We start from the raw sequence: 15,641 nt of genomic DNA on the forward strand, positions 1-15,641 counted from the left end.
AACTCACGCAAATTGCGCGAGGCCGTGGCCGACGGACCAGTTCTCCGCCGGCGCGTCGAGCACGTTCACGAACACGTCCTCGGGCCGGATGCCCGGGCTCTCGCCGAGCAGCTCGGCGATCCGCCGGTACAGGGCCTTCTTCTGCTCGGCGGTGCGTGTGGCGAACACGGTGATCTGGATCAGCACGGCGTCGTCGCTGCGCTCGACGCCGTAGGCGTTGCCGCAGCGAAAGTTTGTCGGCGCAAGCTCGCTGATGGTCATGAACTCGTCGCCTTCGGGCACATTCAGCGCCTCGCGCATGGCGCGATAGAGACCGTCGAGGATCGCCTGCCGGTAGGCGTCCGGCTTCCCCGCGCGCATCGAGATGTGGAGGAGAGGCATGAGCTGATCCCTTTGCATGCGGGCCCGACCGGCCGGACGCATGGTCCGTGCCGGCGGTTCGGCCCATCGACAAAACGGGCTATCAATCCCGATTGATTTTTGACACGATGTCCAGAAACCATGTTTTTGACATCGTGTCAAATATGGTGAAAGCCCGGCATTGCCGTACAGTGGAGCAAACGTTGAGGCCGCGCGAATTCGACCACGACGATGTCCTGCGCATCGCGTTCGACCAGTTCTGGCGCAAGGGCGTGCGCGGCACGTCGCTGTCGGACATCGCCCGCGACGCCGGTGTTCAGCGCGGCAGCCTTTACAATGCCTTCGGCAGCAAGGAGGCGCTGTTCCTCCAGGCCTATGAACGCTATGCCGGCGAATATCTCCTGGCTCTGCAAAAGGCGCTAGGCGCGGGCTCGTTGCGAAGGCGCCTCGCCGCGTTCTTCGACCTCACCATCACGAACTTCCGCTCGGGCTCGCCGCCGCGGGGGTGTCCGACCACGCGCGGCTTGATGGAGCTCGGCGCGGTCGAAGGCGAGGGGCTCGACGAGGACGCGCGCGAGGCTTTCGCCAGCCTGATCTCGCGCATTACCACCCTGGTTCAGGACGCGTTGTCGGCGGGCGCCGTGCGCGGCGAGTTCAGCGGCAATCCCGCGGCCGCAGCGCTGCACATCATCACCGTGACGCGCGGTCTCGCCGTGATCGAACGTGCCTTCGGCGACGAAGCCCAGCTGCGCAAGATCGCCGCCCACACGATCGACCTGATGCTCGACAAGAAGGCCCGCTAGGTCGCAAGACGGATCTGGATGCGAGTAGAACCCATCGAAGCTTCAGCAGCAGGCAAGCGCGTCGAAGGCCCGCGTCGTTGCCATCTCGTTCTCGTTGCCGACGAACTGGCAGACCACGGACTTGAGCTCGCCAGGCTGCCTGCTGCGCGCGACCGCCAACAGCCGCATCAACTCCGCCTCGTCCTTCGACAGGCGCCGGCACGACGGCGGCATGAAGCACAGTTCGCACGGCCGGCCGCTGCGCAGGATTCGTACCAGCGCGGCAGCCCGCGCCACCAGCAGCGGGCTGTCGGCGATATCAGGCGCCTCGTCGGCGAAGCGATAGGCAGCCTCCCAGCAGTCGGAAGCGCCGGTCGCATAGGCCGCGCCGATGAACCGGAGCAGCGACAGCGCGATGCGGCAAAAATCATCGTAGTTCTCGACGCATGGACGCGACGACAGTGCGGTCTGGAGCGGACAGTGCCGCGGCTGGCCGGCTTCCGTGACAGGCACAAGGCCGCATGCATCCTGCATCATGAACGACGCCCTTGTCAGTGCAACGTGGGGCTGCCGACCAGCCAGTTCTTCATCGCCATCGTCCGCTCATGATCGAAAGACGGAACGTGCCGGTCGGGAAGGATGAGACCCGCCATGCGGAAGATCGTTGCAAGCCCGCGCACAGGCGCGAGAGCCCAGTCGGCGCCGACCGGCGGCAGCCAGGACTCGAACTGCTCGCGCGCGACGTCGACACGCTGCTGCTGTGCCGCGGCGATCGCCCGCAACAGTCCGTGCTCGCTGTCGGACATGCGCGGACAAGTCGGGCAATGCACCTCGATGGCCGTATGCGCCGTGCAGGCAAAGATCTCGATGATCGATTCCAGCGAGGGCACGGCATCGCCCACGCGAAAGTGGTCGTACACTTGCTGGATGTCGGTCGCGGTCGGAACGGCGCTTCCGCCGCGGGCCTTGGCCCGAAATCCCCAGATGAAGAGCCGCTCCGCCGCGCCGAGCGCGGGAAGGTCGAGGGACCCTGTCGATGTCGATTGATGCATTGAGCCTCTGGCCTCCGGCTGCGCTCACGCCACAGCTGGCGCTGATGATCTGCGCCGATCGTTCCGCCAGAGCCTCCTGCAAGTCAACGCCCGGAGGGGCGATATCGAGCTCTTCTAGTTTTGAAGAACTCGCATCTCGGATGCATCCGGCTTCGCGAGCCTATGGCGCCGTGCGCAGTAGGACGGCAGCATCCCCGCCGCAATTTGCGGAGGCCGGGAACCCGAATGCTTAAAGCTTTGCTAAGGGGCGTGGGATAAACTTGCATATCACCCTTCCAATTCTGCGAGCATCGATGTTTTTCTCCCGCATCAGTTTCAAGCTGGTCCTGATCGTCGGCATCAGCCTCCTTGGCATGGTCGCGCTCGCGCCGATCGCGCTCTCGACCCTGCGCGCACAGATGATCGCCGACCGCCAGGCCAAGACCCAGCATATGGTCGATGTCGGCTACGGCATCCTGGCGCATTACCAGAAGCTCGAGAGCGAGGGCAAACTCCCGCGCGAGAAGGCCCAGGCCGCCGCCATCGCGGAGATCAAAAGCCTGCGCTACGACATGGTCGAGTATTTCTGGCTCAACGACATGGCCGCGAAGATGATCATGCACCCAATCAAGCCCGAGCTTGACGGCAAGGATCTCTCGGACATGAAGGACCCGACGGGCAACCGGCTGTTCTCGGGCTTCGTTGACGTCGTCAACAAGCAGGGTGCGGGCTTCTACAGCTACCTCTGGCCGAAGCCCGGCTTCGACCAGCCGGTCGGGAAAATCTCCTATGTGAAGGGCTTTGCGCCCTGGGGCTGGATCATCGGCACCGGCATCTATCTCGACGACGTCGATGCCGTCTTCCGTCAGGATGCGATGACTTTCGCGTTGGTGTGCCTCGTGGTGTTGGCGCTCGTGCTCGGCGCCTCCTTCGTGATCGGCCGCAGCGTCACCCGGCCGCTGGCCAGGATCACCGCGCTGACCGAGCGCCTCGCCGCGGGCGACGGCGCGTTCGAAGTGCCCTACACCGGCCGCGGCGACGAGGTCGGCGGGCTCGCCAAGGCGCTCGCCGTGTTCAAGGACAATGCGACGGCGGTGGGGCGGATGCATGCCGAGCAGCAGGAACTGAAGCAGAGGGCCGACGAGGAGAAGCGCAAGGCCATGACCGACCTTGCCGGCAAGTTCGAGGCGAGCGTTCAGGCCGTCGTCCGCGAGGTCTTCAACGAAGCGCGCGCAATGCAGCAGGCCGCGCAGGGCATGTCGGAGACCGCGAACAAGGCGACCGATCGCGCGAGCATCGTCGCCACCGCCTGCCAGCAGGCATCGAGCAACGTGCAGACGGTGGCCTCCGCCGCGGGGCAGCTGTCGTCCTCGATCACCGAGATCAGCCAGCGCGTCGCACAGGCTGCGAGCGTGGCCGACAAGGCCGCCGCCGACGGTCAGCGCACCAATGATACCGTGCAGGGGCTGGCCGCGGCCGCGCACAAGATCGGCGAGGTCATCGACCTCATCAACCAGATCGCCTCGCAGACCAATCTGCTCGCGCTCAACGCCACCATCGAGGCGGCACGTGCAGGCGAGTCCGGCAGGGGATTTGCCGTGGTCGCGAGCGAGGTCAAGTCGCTGGCGAGCCAGACCGCAAAGGCGACCGACGAGATCGGTGCGCAGATCACCGCGATCCAGGCCGAAACCAATCAGGTTGTCGGCAACATCGAGAGCATTCGCAAGACCATCATGGAGGTCAACGAGATCTCCTCGTCGATCGCGGCCGCGGTCGAGGAGCAGGGCGCCGCGACGCAGGCGATCGCCCATAGCGTGCAGGAGGCGGCCGCCGGCACCGATCAGGTCTCGCAGAACATCTCGGGCGTCACCGACGCCACTGCGGAAACCGGCCAGGTCGCCGGCCTCGTTCTGCAGTCCAGCGGCCGGCTGTCGCAGAAGCTGCAATCGCTGGAAAACGAGGTCAGCACCTTCGTTGCGGGAGTGCGGGCGGCCTAGTATAGCAGGGGGATGGGTCAACACCTCCGTGGACGCGCGCGCATCCTACTAATCAATCCGAACAGCACCGAGGCGACCACAGCGATGATGGTCGCCATTGCGACGTCCGCCGCCGCGGACGGTTTCGACGTCGTCGGCGCCACGGCAACGCGGGCGTCGTCGATGATCGTGACGCCGGATGCGCTGGACGCGGCTGCGCCTGAAGTCTTGGAGATCGCGCAGGCACATCGGCACGCATGCGACGGCATCATCGTCGCGGCGTTCGGCGATCCCGGCCTGGCCGGGATCAAGGCCAGCGTGAAGCTGCCGGCGGTCGGCATCGGCGAGTCCTCGATGCTGGCAGCCGCCGAGAACGGCCGCCGCTTCGGTGTGGCGACCACGACGCCAATGCTCAGGGCGAAGATCGACGCCTTGCCGGACGCGCTGGGATTGCAAGCGCGCTACACCGGCGCCCGTTTCGCCGACGGCGATCCGCAAGAGCTGATGCGCGATCCGGCGCGGCTACGCGCAGCCCTTGCCGGCGCGGTCGAGGCCTGCATCGCCCTCGATGGTGCCGGGGCGGTCGTCATCGGCGGCGGGCCGCTGGGCGAAGCCGCGCGCCAGCTTCAGCCGATGTTCAATGTCCCCGTCGTCGCGCCGATCCCGTGTGCCGTGGCGCGGATTATTCGCCTCATCACCTCGCGCGCGGCCGATTGATATTCCGGCCGACGGGAGCGGTCATCGTGGCCGGCGTTCTTGCCCTTGACGGCCTCGGCTAAAGTGACGAAGCAGAACTATCGGGCCTGTCGACCCGCGCCCCGGCTCGCGGGCATGGAGACGCTGCATGTCGTTCAAAAAACTCCTGATCGCCAATCGCGGCGAGATCGCCATCCGCATCGCGCGTGCGGCAGCCGATGCCGGCATCGCGACGGTCGCGGTTCACCCCGCGGATGATGCGCTGTCGCTGCATGTGCGCGTTGCGGATGAAGCGGTCGAAATCCCCGGCCGCGGCGCGCGGGCCTATCTCGACATCGAGGCCGTGGTCAAGGCGGCAATGGCATCCGGCTGCAACGCCGTGCATCCCGGCTACGGGTTCCTCAGTGAGAACGCTGCGTTCGCAAAGGCCTGCGCCGACGCAGGCATCGCCTTCGTCGGACCGAAAGCCGCGGCGCTTGAACTGTTCGGCGACAAGGTTGCGGCACGGCAACTGGCAAAGCGCTGCGGTGTGCCGATCATCGCCGGCACCAGCGGCCCTTCCTCGCTGGAGGACATCGCGGCGTTCTTCACCTCGCTCGGCAGCAACGCGGCGATCGTGATCAAGGCGATGGCCGGCGGCGGCGGCCGCGGCATGCGCGTGGTGGAGAGCGCCGCCGATCTCGCTGAGGCCTATGCGCGCTGCCGGTCCGAGGCCAAGGCGGCATTCGGCTTCGACGGCGTCTATGCCGAGCGCCTGATCCGGCAGGCGCGCCATATCGAGGTGCAGATCATCGGCGATCGCCATGGCGCGATCTCTCATCTCTGGGAACGCGAATGCACCATTCAGCGCCGGCACCAGAAGCTGATCGAGGTGGCACCGAGCCCGTCGCTGAGCGATTCCCTGCGCGGACGCATCATCGAGGCAGCGAAGCAGCTTGCCGCGGCCGCGTCCTACGACAATCTCGGCACGTTCGAGTTCCTGGTCGACGGCGCCGCTGACGACAGCTTTGCCTTCATCGAGGCCAATCCACGGCTCCAGGTCGAGCACACCGTCACCGAAGAGGTGCTCGGGCTCGACCTCGTCCGCGCCCAGCTTGCGGTTGCCGCCGGCGCAACGCTGGCCTCGCTCGGCCTGGCGCAGGGGTCCATCCCGAAGCCGCGCGGCTTTGCGATGCAGCTCCGCGTCAACATGGAAACGCTGGATGAGACGGGTGCGACCCATCCGACCGGCGGCGTGCTGGCCGTGTTCGAACCGCCGTCGGGGCCGGGCGTCCGTGTCGATAGCTTTGGCTACGCCGGCTACAAGACCAGTGCTGCCTTCGACTCGCTGCTGGCCAAGGTCATCGTGCATACGCCGGGCGAGGCCTGGCATGACGTCGTGGCCAAAGCCTCGCGCGCCTTGCGCGAGTTCCGGATCGACGGCGTCGTCACCAACATCGCCTTCCTCCAGGCGGTGCTCGCGCATCCAGATTTCAGGACCAACCGCATCGCGACCGATTTCATCGATCGCAACATTGCAAAGCTGGTCGAGGCGGCCGATGGCGCGGCCAAACCGCTCTTCTTCGCCCCGACCGAACGAAGCGGCGGTCACGGCACCGAAGCTCACGTCGCACAAGCGGTGCCCGAAGGCGCGGTGATGATTGCCGCACCCCTGCAAGGCACCGTCGTCACCATCCAGGTGAAGGAAGGCGAGATCGTGCGCCCGGGCCAGCAGCTCGCGGTGATCGAGTCCATGAAGATGGAACATCTGGTCATGGCGGAGCAGGGCGGCCGCGTCATGAAGCTCGTCGCCGGCGACGGCGTCACGCTGCTGCACGGCGAGCCGATCCTCTACCTCGAGCCGCTCGACGTCGCAGCTGATCAGTCAGCGGCGGAAGCCGACATCGATCTGGATCACATCCGTCCCGATCTCGCCGAGATGATCGCGCGCCAGGCCAACACGCTCGACGAGAACCGCCCGGCCTCGGTCGAGCGCCGCCGCAACACCAACCAGCGCACCGCGCGCGAAAACGTCGCCCAGCTCGTCGACGACGGCTCATTCATGGAGTATGGCAGCCTCGCGATCGCGGCGCAGCGGCGCCGACGCAAGCTCGACGATCTCGTCAAGAACACCCCGGCCGACGGTCTCGTGATGGGCGTCGCGACCGTCAACGCGGAGAAGTTCGGTCCCGACGGCGGGCGCTGCATCGTCGTGGCCTATGACTATACCGTGCTCGCGGGCACGCAGGGCCACATGAACCACAAGAAGATCGACCGCATGCTGACGCTCGCGGAAGACTGGCACGTGCCGCTGGTGTTCTACGCCGAGGGCGGCGGCGGTCGGCCCGGCGATACCGATCGGCTCGGCATGACCGGCCTCGACGGTCCGTCCTTCGTGCAGTTCGCGAGGTTGTCCGGTCTCGTGCCCGTGATCGGTATCGTCTCCGGCTATTGCTTTGCCGGCAATGCCGCGATGCTCGGCTGCTGCGATGTGATCATCGCCACGAAAAATGCCTCGATCGGCATGGGCGGCCCCGCCATGATCGAGGGCGGCGGCCTCGGCGTCTATCATCCGGCGGAGGTCGGCCCGGTCTCGTTCCAGTCACCGAACGGCGTCATCGACATTCTCGTCGAGGACGAGGAGGAGGCGACGCGCGCTGCGCAAAAATACCTGTCCTATTTCCAGGGCTCGGTGACAGAGTGGCACGCCGCAGACCAGCGCCTGCTCCGTCGCGCGATCCCCGAGAACCGCCTGCGCGTCTACGACATCCGCAGCGTCATCGATCTCGTCGCGGACAAGGATTCCGTGCTGGAGCTGCGCCGCGACTACGGCGTCGGCATGATCACCGCGCTGATCCGGATCGAGGGCAAGCCGTTCGGCCTGATCGCCAACAATCCACGTCATCTCGGCGGCGCGATCGATGCCGATGCCGGCGACAAGGCGGCGCGCTTCCTCCAGCTCTGCGACGCCTTCGATCTGCCGATCGTCTCGCTCTGCGACACGCCCGGCTTCATGGTCGGCCCCGAGGCCGAGAAGACCGCGATCGTCCGTCACGTCTCGCGCATGTTCGTCACGGGCGCGAGCCTCACCGTGCCGCTGTTCGGCATCGTGCTGCGCAAGGGCTACGGGCTGGGCGCGCAGTCGATGATCGGCGGCGGCTTCCACGCCTCGTTCTTCACCGCGGCCTGGCCGACCGGCGAGTTCGGCGGCATGGGTCTCGAAGGCTATGTCCGCCTCGGCTTCCGCAAGGAGATGGAAGCGATCGCCGATCCCGACGAGCGCGAGACCTATTATCGCAACAAGGTCGCCGAGCTCTATGCCAACGGCAAGGCCGTCTCGATCGCCTCGGTGTTCGAGATCGACAACGTCATCGATCCCGCGGAAACGCGGCGCTGGATCATGGCGGGGCTAAGGTCTGTGCCGAAGCCGCCCGTGCGGACGGAGAAGAAGCGGCCCTGCATCGACACGTGGTGAGCGCAGTGCAGCAATAGCCGCGTTTTCGGTTCCCGATTGACATCCCCGCCTGTGGTGCCAGACTTTGCACAATAATACAGGGTGGAGACGTCCGCGATGGCCAGCCTTTCGGCCTCGAACCATGTCGCCCGTGTCTTGTCCGTCGCCAACCAGGTGGCCGACGTCGATGCCTCTTCGCGCATTGCCGATTCATGGCGGCGCTGCCTGATCAGCCACAAGCTGGACCCCGCCCGCCAGGGCCCGCCGCAGACGCTGACCGAGGCGGAGGTCCGGCATGTTGCCGAGCCGATGGAGGAGACGATCAGGCTCGTTACCCCCGAGCTCGACGACCTCGCCCGCGTGCTGCGCGACGCCGGCTATTGCGTCAATCTGGCGGATGTCAACGCAACCATGCTGTTCAGCCGTCTGCCGGGCGAGGCCGACGCAAAGATGTTCATGGACTGGAAGATCTATACCGGCTCGAACTTTGCCGAAACCTTTGAGGGGACCAACGGGCTCGGCACGGCGCTTGCCGAGCAGAAGCCGATCCTGGTGCATCGCGACGAGCATTTTCGTGCGCAGTGGCACATGTTCTCCTGTGCGGTGGCGCCGCTGTTCGACCAGGCCGGACGTCTTGCCGGCGCCATCAACATCACCTCCTGCCGCGAGGATCTCGAGCGGGCCGCGCACCAGCTCGCGCTCGCGGTGACGATGGAGGCGACGCGGCGGATGGAGGGCGTGATCTTCCGCGGTCATTTCCGCAACGCCTGGATCGCCACCGTGCCGGGCGACGGCGGAAGCGGTCTGCTCGCCTATGACGACGATCGCCGCATCGTCGGGGCCTGCCGATCGGCGCGCGCTCTGCTGGGCCTCACCGACGGCCTGATCGCAGCCGGCATCGATCTGTCACGCTACATCAAGTTCGATCACCCCGCACGTAACGCGGACGAAATCGTCGCGTTGCGCCGGGCCGACGGCAGTCCGCTGGGGCACGGCCATGTCGCGCCGCCGCTGCGGGTACGGCCGTCCACGCAGCATCGTGACGTCGCTGTCGATCGCTTCGACGCGCTGCATCGGCTTGCCGGTCGCGATCCCGAGCTGATCAAGAGCGTGAAGCGGCTGCGGAGCATCGGCGATCACAATCTGCCGGTGCTGCTGCATGGCGAGACCGGCGTCGGCAAGGACGTGTTCGCCCGCGCCATTCACGCCGCCAGCAATCGCGCGCGCCACAACTATGTGGCGCTGAACTGCGCGGCGATGCCGGAAAGCCTGATCGATGCCGAGCTGTTCGGCTACGAGGCCGGCGCCTTCACCGGCGCGCGGCGCGACGGCTCGAAGGGCCTGATCGTGCAGGCGGACGGCGGCACGCTTTTCCTCGACGAGATCGGTGACATGCCGATCGCGCTGCAGACGCGCCTCTTGCGCGTGCTGGAGAACCGCGAGGTCTGGCCGCTCGGTGCGCTCAAGCCCGTGCCGGTCGACATCCGCCTGATCAGCGCCACCCATCGCGATCTCGGCCGCATGGCGGAGGAGGGCGCCTTCCGCGCCGACCTTTATTTCCGTCTGCGCGGCATGGAGGTGCGGCTCCCGGCGTTGCGCGAACGTGTCGACCGCGACGATATCATCCGGCAGATCGCGCGCGAGGAAGCGCCGGACTGCCGTCTCTCGGACGAGGCCTGGTCGCTGCTCTCGGCCTATCCCTATCCCGGCAACATGCGCCAGCTCCGCCACGTGTTGCGGCTCGCCGGCTGCACGGCCGAGGATCGCGTCATCACCGACGCCGACCTCGATCTGCCGCCGTTCGGCGGAAGAGCAGCGGAGCCCGATCTCGCAGCGGCCGAACGCGCGACGATCGCAGAGGCGCTGCGCAAGCACGGCGGCCGGGTCGCCGAGGCAGCGCGTGCGTTGAAGCTCAGCCGCGCCACGCTGTATCGCAAGATCAAAGCGATGAAGATCGAGGCGGCGCAGTAGGCGCCGTTCTTTAGGAGAAATCGCTCCAGCTCAGATGCCGCGAATCGAGGTCGCCGACCGTCACGGTGCCGCGCATCTCGCGCGGCGTGTGGAAGCTGCTGCGGAGATAGATCAGCGGGGTCGCTTCCGCCCCGTACGACACGCCGCGGACTTCACCGACGAAGATCGAATGCGTCGCGGTCTCGAACTCCTGCGCCAGCATGCAGTCGAAGGCGGCGACGGCGTCGGTCAGTACCGGTGCGCCGGTGGTCCCGCGCGTCCATTGCCCGAACGCAAATCGGTCGTCGCCATTGACGCCCTTCTGGCCGCTGAAGGTCAGCGCCAGCAGCGCATGATCCTCGTGCAGGAAGTTGATGGCGAACGCGCCTTCCTCGCGGATGCGCGCATGGGCGCTGGCGTTGCGGTTGACGCAGACGATCAGGGACGGCGGATTGTCCGACAGCGAGCAGGCCGACGTCACCGTCAGTCCCGTGCGTTTGCCGTGCTCGGCGCCGACCGTGACCAGCGCGACGGCGCCGGCGCATTGGCGCATCGCCTGCTTGAAATCCTTTGCGTCGACGCTCACGCCGAAATCTCCGAAATGTTGCGGGTGCGGCACGATCGCGCCGCCCCCGCCTCCGGTCAAGCCGCCTTGCGCGCGGAGCCGAGATGCTTCAGGCGCGGTAGCACCTCGTTCTTCAGCAGGGACAGCGAGTGATGCCAGGCTTCCGCCTTGTGCTTGTAGTCGAAGCCGAACACCAGCAGCACGCCGAAGCCGCCGACCTCCTCGTAGATCTTCTCGATCTTCTCGGCGACGGTGGCGGGCGAGCCCACGATCCAGTTCCGCTTGGCGCAATATTCGACCGTCACGTCGCTGTCGGGCACGTCCGGCGCGTGCTTCAGATAGTCCTTGAAGCCGAAATGGCCGAGCAGGGGCAGGAAGTACTCGCCCATCATCCGGCCCATCATGTCGCCGGTCGAGAGCTTCCACGCCTCCTCGTCGGTGTCGGCGACGAACACCTCGCGCACTAGCCGCCAGTCCTGCCGGTTCGGCTTGCGGCCGGTCTTGGCGGCGCCCGCCACGACCGAGTCCCAATGGCTGCCGACATAGGCCGGATTGAGGTTGAGGCTCATCGGAATGAAGCCGCGCTCGCCGGCAAGCTTCAGCGTGTCCGAGTTCTTCGAGAGCCCGGCGACGCCGATCGGCGGATGCGGCGCCTGCAGCGGCTTGATGTGCGGCTTGAGGAAGTCGAACATCGTGTCCGGCTTGGTCACCGTCCAGAACTTGCCCTTGTAGGTCCAGGGCGCGGGATCGCTCCACATCTTCAGGATGATCTCCAGCGCCTCGCGGGTCATGTCGCGGTTCTGCCCGCTCATGCCGTCGACGTTGAACATCGCCCAGTCGCTCGGCAGGCCACTGGCCGCGACGCCGAAATTGAGCCGGCCCTCGGAGAGATGGTCGAGCATGGCGACGCGGTTGGCGAGCTCGGCCGGATGGTGATAGGGCAGCAGGAAGCCGCCCGGTCCGATGCGCAAGCGCTTGGTCTGCATCAGCGCCTGCGCGATCAGGAGATCCGGCGTGGGATTGGGTTCCCAGGGTGCGGTGTGGTGTTCGCCGACCCAGGCCTCCAGATAGCCGAGCTCGTCGAGCCAGCGCATGACTTGCAGGTCCCAGTCGTTTCCTTCCTTCAGGCCGCACTCCGGCGGATGCGAAGGCATCGTGAAATACCCGATCTCCATGGTTTCCTCATCTGATGTTGACGCGTCTTGTTGCGCGGTTCACGGACGTGAGCGGGGACACTTGAGCAAGCCGTGTGCCAGCGCGGAGTGCCCCTCGGGCCGGTGAGAAATCGCTGGTTTGTGGCGGCAATAGCCGATATCCCGGGGCGGATTTGCAAGGCCTCGTCTCATTGTCGCGAGACGGTGTCTTGTCGATGAGACGAGGACAGTTTCGAGATGACCGAACCCGCTTATGTCGCGGTGGACTGGGGCACCAGCAGCTTTCGGCTCTGGCTGGTCGATCGCACCGGTCAGGTGCTGGCCGAGCGCCGCAGCGATGAGGGCATGCTGGCGGCGGCCAAGGCCGGCTTCGCTGCTGTGCTGCAATCGCATCTTGCCGCCGTCGATGCGCCGGGCCATCTGCCGGTTCTCGTCTGCGGCATGGCCGGCGCCCGCACGGGATGGGTCGAGGCGGGCTATGTCGACACGCCGGCGCCACTCTCTGCCGTCCTGAAGCAGGCAGCGCGCGTGCCGGGCGAAGCGCGCGACATCCGCATCCTGCCCGGCATCGCCCAGCGCGATGCAGGCGCGCCTGACGTGATGCGCGGCGAGGAAACGCAATTGCTCGGCGCGCTCGGTCTCGATGCCGCAGGCGAGGCGCTCGTCTGCATGCCCGGCACGCATTCGAAATGGGTGCGGGTGACCGACGGCACGGTCGAGCGCTTTTCCACGTTCATGACGGGTGAACTCTTCAGCGTGGTCTCGCGCGAGACGATTCTGTCGCTCGCGGTCGCCGGCGCCGATGATGCCGAAGATGTCACGAGCTTCAAGGCGGCGGTAATTGCTGCATTCAAGGCGCCTGCCTTCGCGGCCAATCTCCTGTTCGGCGCGCGGTCGCGTCAGCTTCTGTTCGGCGGCACGCCGGCTGCAGCGCGTGAGACGCTGTCGGGCACGTTGATCGGTGTCGAACTGGCGGCCGGGCTCTCCGGCGCTGTGCCGAAATCCGGCATCACGCTGATTGCCTCGGGGCGGCTCGCGATGCTGTACCAGCACGCCTTCGAGGCACTGTCGGTCGCAGTGCAGCCGGTCGATGCGGATGAAGCGGTCCGCCGCGGCCTGTCGATGGCGGCTGCGTCGATCTGGACCACATAGAAGGACCCTTGAGATGAGCATTCCCTTTCCGCCGATGAAGCGTCCGTTGGTCGCGATCCTGCGCGGTGTGAAACCGGAGGAGACCGAGGCCATCGTCGGCGTGCTGATCGAGGCCGGCATGACCGCGATCGAGATCCCGCTGAACTCGCCCGATCCATTCCGCTCGATCGCCACCGCTGCGAAACTGGCGCCGGCCGGCGTGTTGATCGGCGCCGGCACGGTGCTGACCGCCGCGGATGTCGATCGTCTCAACGATGTCGGCGGCAAGCTCATGGTGTCGCCGAATGTGGATACGCAGGTGCTCACGCGCGCGCATCAGCACGGCATGGTGACGCTGCCGGGCGTGTTCTCGCCGACCGAGGCGCTGCTTGCGGCGCGCTCCGGCGCATCGGGCTTGAAGTTCTTTCCGGCGAGCGTGCTCGGCGCGTCCGGCATCGCCGCGATCCGCGCCGTGCTGCCGGCCGGTGTGATGATCGCCGCCGTCGGCGGCGTCTCAGACCAGAATTTTGCGGAGTACATCAAGGGCGGCGTGACGGCGTTCGGGCTCGGCTCCAACCTCTACAAGCCCGGCATGACGGCAACGGATGTTGCCGCTCGCGCGAAGTTGACGATTGCGGCCTACGATCGGGCGATTGCGAAAGACTGAGCCCGCAATAAACAAGCCGTGATGCCGTCACGGTCGCGCTTTATCCTATCTTGCCGCACTCGCGAGATCAGGAGACCGACATGGCGATCAACAACGTAGCCGATCTGTTCGTGGCAACGCTCGAACAGGCCGGCGTCAAGCGCATCTACGGCATCGTCGGGGATAGCCTGAACGCCCTCACCGAGGCGCTGCGCCGCCGCGGCACCATCGAATGGATCCATGTCCGGCATGAGGAGGTCGCGGCCTTCGCTGCTGCCGGCGAGGCCGAGATGACCGGGAGCCTTGCGGTGTGTGCCGGTTCCTGCGGCCCGGGCAATCTGCATCTGATCAACGGCCTGTTCGATGCACATCGCAGCCGCGTGCCCGTGCTGGCGATCGCCGCGCAGATCCCGATGGCCGAGATCGGCAGCGGCTATTTCCAGGAAACTCACCCGCAGAACCTGTTCCGCGAGTGCAGCCATTATTGCGAGCTGGTTTCGGACCCGAGCCAGCTTCCTTATGTGCTGGAGAATGCGATCCGCGCGGCCGTGGGTCTGCGCGGCGTCGCCGTCGTCGCCATGCCGGGCGACGTCGCTTTCCGTAGCCCCCCGAAGCGCGCGCTATCGACGACACGCGGCCTTGCGCTGTCGGCGCCGAAGGTCGTGCCGCAGGCGTGTGAGCTGAAGGCGCTCGCGGAACTGCTGAACGGCGCCGAGCGGATCACCCTGTTCTGCGGCCGCGGCTGCGCCGGCGCGCATGCGCCGCTGATGCAGCTTGCGGAAGCCCTGAAGAGCCCGATCGTGCATGCGCTCGGCGGCAAGGAGCATGTCGAATACGAAAATCCCTACGACGTCGGCATGACCGGCTTCATCGGTTTTTCCTCGGGCTATGCCGCCATGCACGCCTGCGACGCGCTGGTGATGCTCGGCACTGATTTCCCCTACAAGCAGTTCTTCCCGACCGACTGCCAGATCGTGCAGATCGACATTCGTCCGGAAAATCTCGGGCGGCGCTGCAAGATCGATCTCGGCCTCGTCGGCGACGTCAAGCTCACCATCGAGGCGCTGCTGCCGCTGTTGAGGAAGAAGACGCAGCGCAAGCATCTCGACGATGCAGTCGCGCATTACAGGAAAGCGCGCGAAGGCCTGGACTCGCTTGCCAGGGGAACCCCGGGAGCCAAGCCAATCCATCCGCAATATCTTGCGAAAGTCATCAGCGACCATGCGTCCGAGGATGCCGTGTTCACCGCCGATGTCGGGACGCCCACAGTGTGGGCCGCGCGCTATCTCGACATGAACGGCCGCCGCCGGCTGATCGGCTCGTTCGTGCACGGCTCGATGGCCAATGCGATGCCGCAGGCGATCGGCGCGCAGGCCGCGCAGCCTGGCCGGCAGGTGATCTCGCTCTCCGGCGACGGTGGCTTCACCATGCTGATGGGCGATCTAATTACGCTGACACAGATGAAGCTGCCGGTGAAGATCGTCGTCTTCAACAACGGCGTGCTCGGCTTCGTCGCGCTGGAGATGAAGGCGGCGGGCTTCGTCGACACCAATGTCGATCTGGAGAATCCCGATTTCGCCGCGATGGCGCGCGCGATGGGTATTTTCGCCAAGCGCGTCGAGGATCCCGGCGAACTCCCGGATGCCATGAAGGAGATGCTGGCCCACAACGGACCGGCGTTGCTGGACGTCGTCACCGCCAAGCAGGAGCTGTCGATGCCGCCGACCATCACGCCGGAGCAGATCAAGGGTTTCAGCCTCTGGGTGCTGCGCGCGGTGATGAACGGCCGCGGCGACGAGGTGCTCGATCTAGCGAAGACGAATTTGCTGCCGCGCTAATGCGCGATCAAGTCATCGTGCTTTAGCTTTTTATCTTGAGCATGATCTTTTCGGAAAATCGCGTCACACTTTTCCGGAT

Annotated in this window: 13 protein-coding genes; 8 read left to right on the top strand and 5 right to left on the bottom strand. The window is 66.1% G+C overall.

Translation table 11 applies throughout. The features are described from left to right. Positions 1-3: 3 nt before the first annotated feature. Complete coding sequence (locus OC450_RS12530) at positions 4-381, bottom strand: tautomerase family protein (RefSeq protein WP_262047973.1); 378 nt, start codon at positions 379-381, stop codon at positions 4-6. 182 nt (positions 382-563) lie between these two features. Here OC450_RS12530 and OC450_RS12535 point away from each other — a divergent pair, with 182 nt between their 5' ends. Continuing rightward, positions 564-1,163, top strand: a complete 600-nt coding sequence (locus OC450_RS12535) for a TetR/AcrR family transcriptional regulator (RefSeq protein WP_211381643.1) — start codon at positions 564-566, stop codon at positions 1,161-1,163. A 42-nt stretch (positions 1,164-1,205) separates the two neighbouring features. Here OC450_RS12535 and OC450_RS12540 read toward each other — a convergent pair whose 3' ends face one another. Both OC450_RS12540 and OC450_RS12545 read right to left on the bottom strand, forming a co-directional pair. After that, on the bottom strand, positions 1,206-1,679 hold the full coding sequence (locus OC450_RS12540; protein ID WP_211381644.1) for a hypothetical protein: 474 nt from the start codon (positions 1,677-1,679) through the stop codon (positions 1,206-1,208). Positions 1,680-1,693: 14 nt separating this feature from the next. Continuing rightward, on the bottom strand, positions 1,694-2,194 hold the full coding sequence (locus OC450_RS12545; protein ID WP_211381645.1) for a hypothetical protein: 501 nt from the start codon (positions 2,192-2,194) through the stop codon (positions 1,694-1,696). A 293-nt stretch (positions 2,195-2,487) separates the two neighbouring features. Here OC450_RS12545 and OC450_RS12550 point away from each other — a divergent pair, with 293 nt between their 5' ends. From OC450_RS12550 to OC450_RS12565, 4 genes are all read left to right on the top strand, one after another. Further along, positions 2,488-4,170 carry a methyl-accepting chemotaxis protein gene (locus OC450_RS12550; RefSeq protein WP_262047974.1) on the top strand — a complete coding sequence of 561 codons (1,683 nt, stop codon included), beginning with the start codon at positions 2,488-2,490 and terminating at the stop codon, positions 4,168-4,170. A 12-nt stretch (positions 4,171-4,182) separates the two neighbouring features. Further along, positions 4,183-4,866 (top strand): aspartate/glutamate racemase family protein, encoded by a 684-nt coding sequence (locus tag OC450_RS12555; protein ID WP_211381647.1) that lies wholly within the window; start codon positions 4,183-4,185, stop codon positions 4,864-4,866. Between the two features lie 127 nt (positions 4,867-4,993). Further along, positions 4,994-8,299, top strand: a complete 3,306-nt coding sequence (locus tag OC450_RS12560; protein WP_256806974.1) for an acetyl-CoA carboxylase family protein — start codon at positions 4,994-4,996, stop codon at positions 8,297-8,299. A 96-nt stretch (positions 8,300-8,395) separates the two neighbouring features. Beyond that, positions 8,396-10,249 (top strand): sigma-54-dependent Fis family transcriptional regulator, encoded by a 1,854-nt coding sequence (locus OC450_RS12565; RefSeq protein WP_211381649.1) that lies wholly within the window; start codon positions 8,396-8,398, stop codon positions 10,247-10,249. A gap of 10 nt (positions 10,250-10,259) precedes the next feature. Here OC450_RS12565 and OC450_RS12570 read toward each other — a convergent pair whose 3' ends face one another. Together OC450_RS12570 and OC450_RS12575 are read right to left on the bottom strand one after the other, a co-directional pair. Next, on the bottom strand, positions 10,260-10,814 hold the full coding sequence (locus tag OC450_RS12570; RefSeq protein WP_211381650.1) for a flavin reductase family protein: 555 nt from the start codon (positions 10,812-10,814) through the stop codon (positions 10,260-10,262). 56 nt (positions 10,815-10,870) lie between these two features. Beyond that, on the bottom strand, positions 10,871-11,968 hold the full coding sequence (locus OC450_RS12575; RefSeq protein ID WP_211381651.1) for an LLM class flavin-dependent oxidoreductase: 1,098 nt from the start codon (positions 11,966-11,968) through the stop codon (positions 10,871-10,873). Between the two features lie 216 nt (positions 11,969-12,184). On the opposite strand from OC450_RS12575, the gene OC450_RS12580 reads away from it, so the two are divergent. From OC450_RS12580 to poxB, 3 genes are all read left to right on the top strand, one after another. After that, positions 12,185-13,099: a 2-dehydro-3-deoxygalactonokinase gene (locus OC450_RS12580; protein ID WP_256806973.1), complete on the top strand. Its 915-nt coding sequence runs from the start codon at positions 12,185-12,187 to the stop codon at positions 13,097-13,099. Between the two features lie 13 nt (positions 13,100-13,112). Beyond that, the gene (locus OC450_RS12585; protein WP_256806971.1) at positions 13,113-13,745 is read left to right on the top strand and encodes a 2-dehydro-3-deoxy-6-phosphogalactonate aldolase; all 633 of its coding nucleotides are present in this window, start codon (positions 13,113-13,115) and stop codon (positions 13,743-13,745) included. Between the two features lie 80 nt (positions 13,746-13,825). After that, positions 13,826-15,562, top strand: coding sequence for a ubiquinone-dependent pyruvate dehydrogenase (gene poxB, locus OC450_RS12590; protein WP_262047975.1), 1,737 nt, complete (start codon positions 13,826-13,828; stop codon positions 15,560-15,562). Positions 15,563-15,641: the final 79 nt, after the last annotated feature.

Origin of the sequence: Bradyrhizobium sp. Bra78 (assembly GCF_024519855.1) — a bacterium.
Taxonomy (GTDB): domain Bacteria; phylum Pseudomonadota; class Alphaproteobacteria; order Rhizobiales; family Xanthobacteraceae; genus Bradyrhizobium; species Bradyrhizobium japonicum_G.

Excerpts from the sequence above, each read along its gene's own strand:
- OC450_RS12560 (WP_256806974.1), top strand. The coding sequence starts at position 4,994 with ATGTCGTTCAAAAAACTCCTGATCGCCAATCGCGGCGAGATCGCCATC.
- OC450_RS12540 (WP_211381644.1), bottom strand. The coding sequence starts at position 1,679 with ATGATGCAGGATGCATGCGGCCTTGTGCCTGTCACGGAAGCCGGCCAG.
- poxB (WP_262047975.1), top strand. The coding sequence starts at position 13,826 with ATGGCGATCAACAACGTAGCCGATCTGTTCGTGGCAACGCTCGAACAG.
- OC450_RS12550 (WP_262047974.1), top strand. The coding sequence starts at position 2,488 with ATGTTTTTCTCCCGCATCAGTTTCAAGCTGGTCCTGATCGTCGGCATC.
- OC450_RS12555 (WP_211381647.1), top strand. The coding sequence starts at position 4,183 with ATGGGTCAACACCTCCGTGGACGCGCGCGCATCCTACTAATCAATCCG.
- OC450_RS12575 (WP_211381651.1), bottom strand. The coding sequence starts at position 11,968 with ATGGAGATCGGGTATTTCACGATGCCTTCGCATCCGCCGGAGTGCGGC.
- OC450_RS12585 (WP_256806971.1), top strand. The coding sequence starts at position 13,113 with ATGAGCATTCCCTTTCCGCCGATGAAGCGTCCGTTGGTCGCGATCCTG.
- OC450_RS12530 (WP_262047973.1), bottom strand. The coding sequence starts at position 381 with ATGCCTCTCCTCCACATCTCGATGCGCGCGGGGAAGCCGGACGCCTAC.
- OC450_RS12545 (WP_211381645.1), bottom strand. The coding sequence starts at position 2,194 with ATGCATCAATCGACATCGACAGGGTCCCTCGACCTTCCCGCGCTCGGC.
- OC450_RS12565 (WP_211381649.1), top strand. The coding sequence starts at position 8,396 with ATGGCCAGCCTTTCGGCCTCGAACCATGTCGCCCGTGTCTTGTCCGTC.
- OC450_RS12580 (WP_256806973.1), top strand. The coding sequence starts at position 12,185 with ATGACCGAACCCGCTTATGTCGCGGTGGACTGGGGCACCAGCAGCTTT.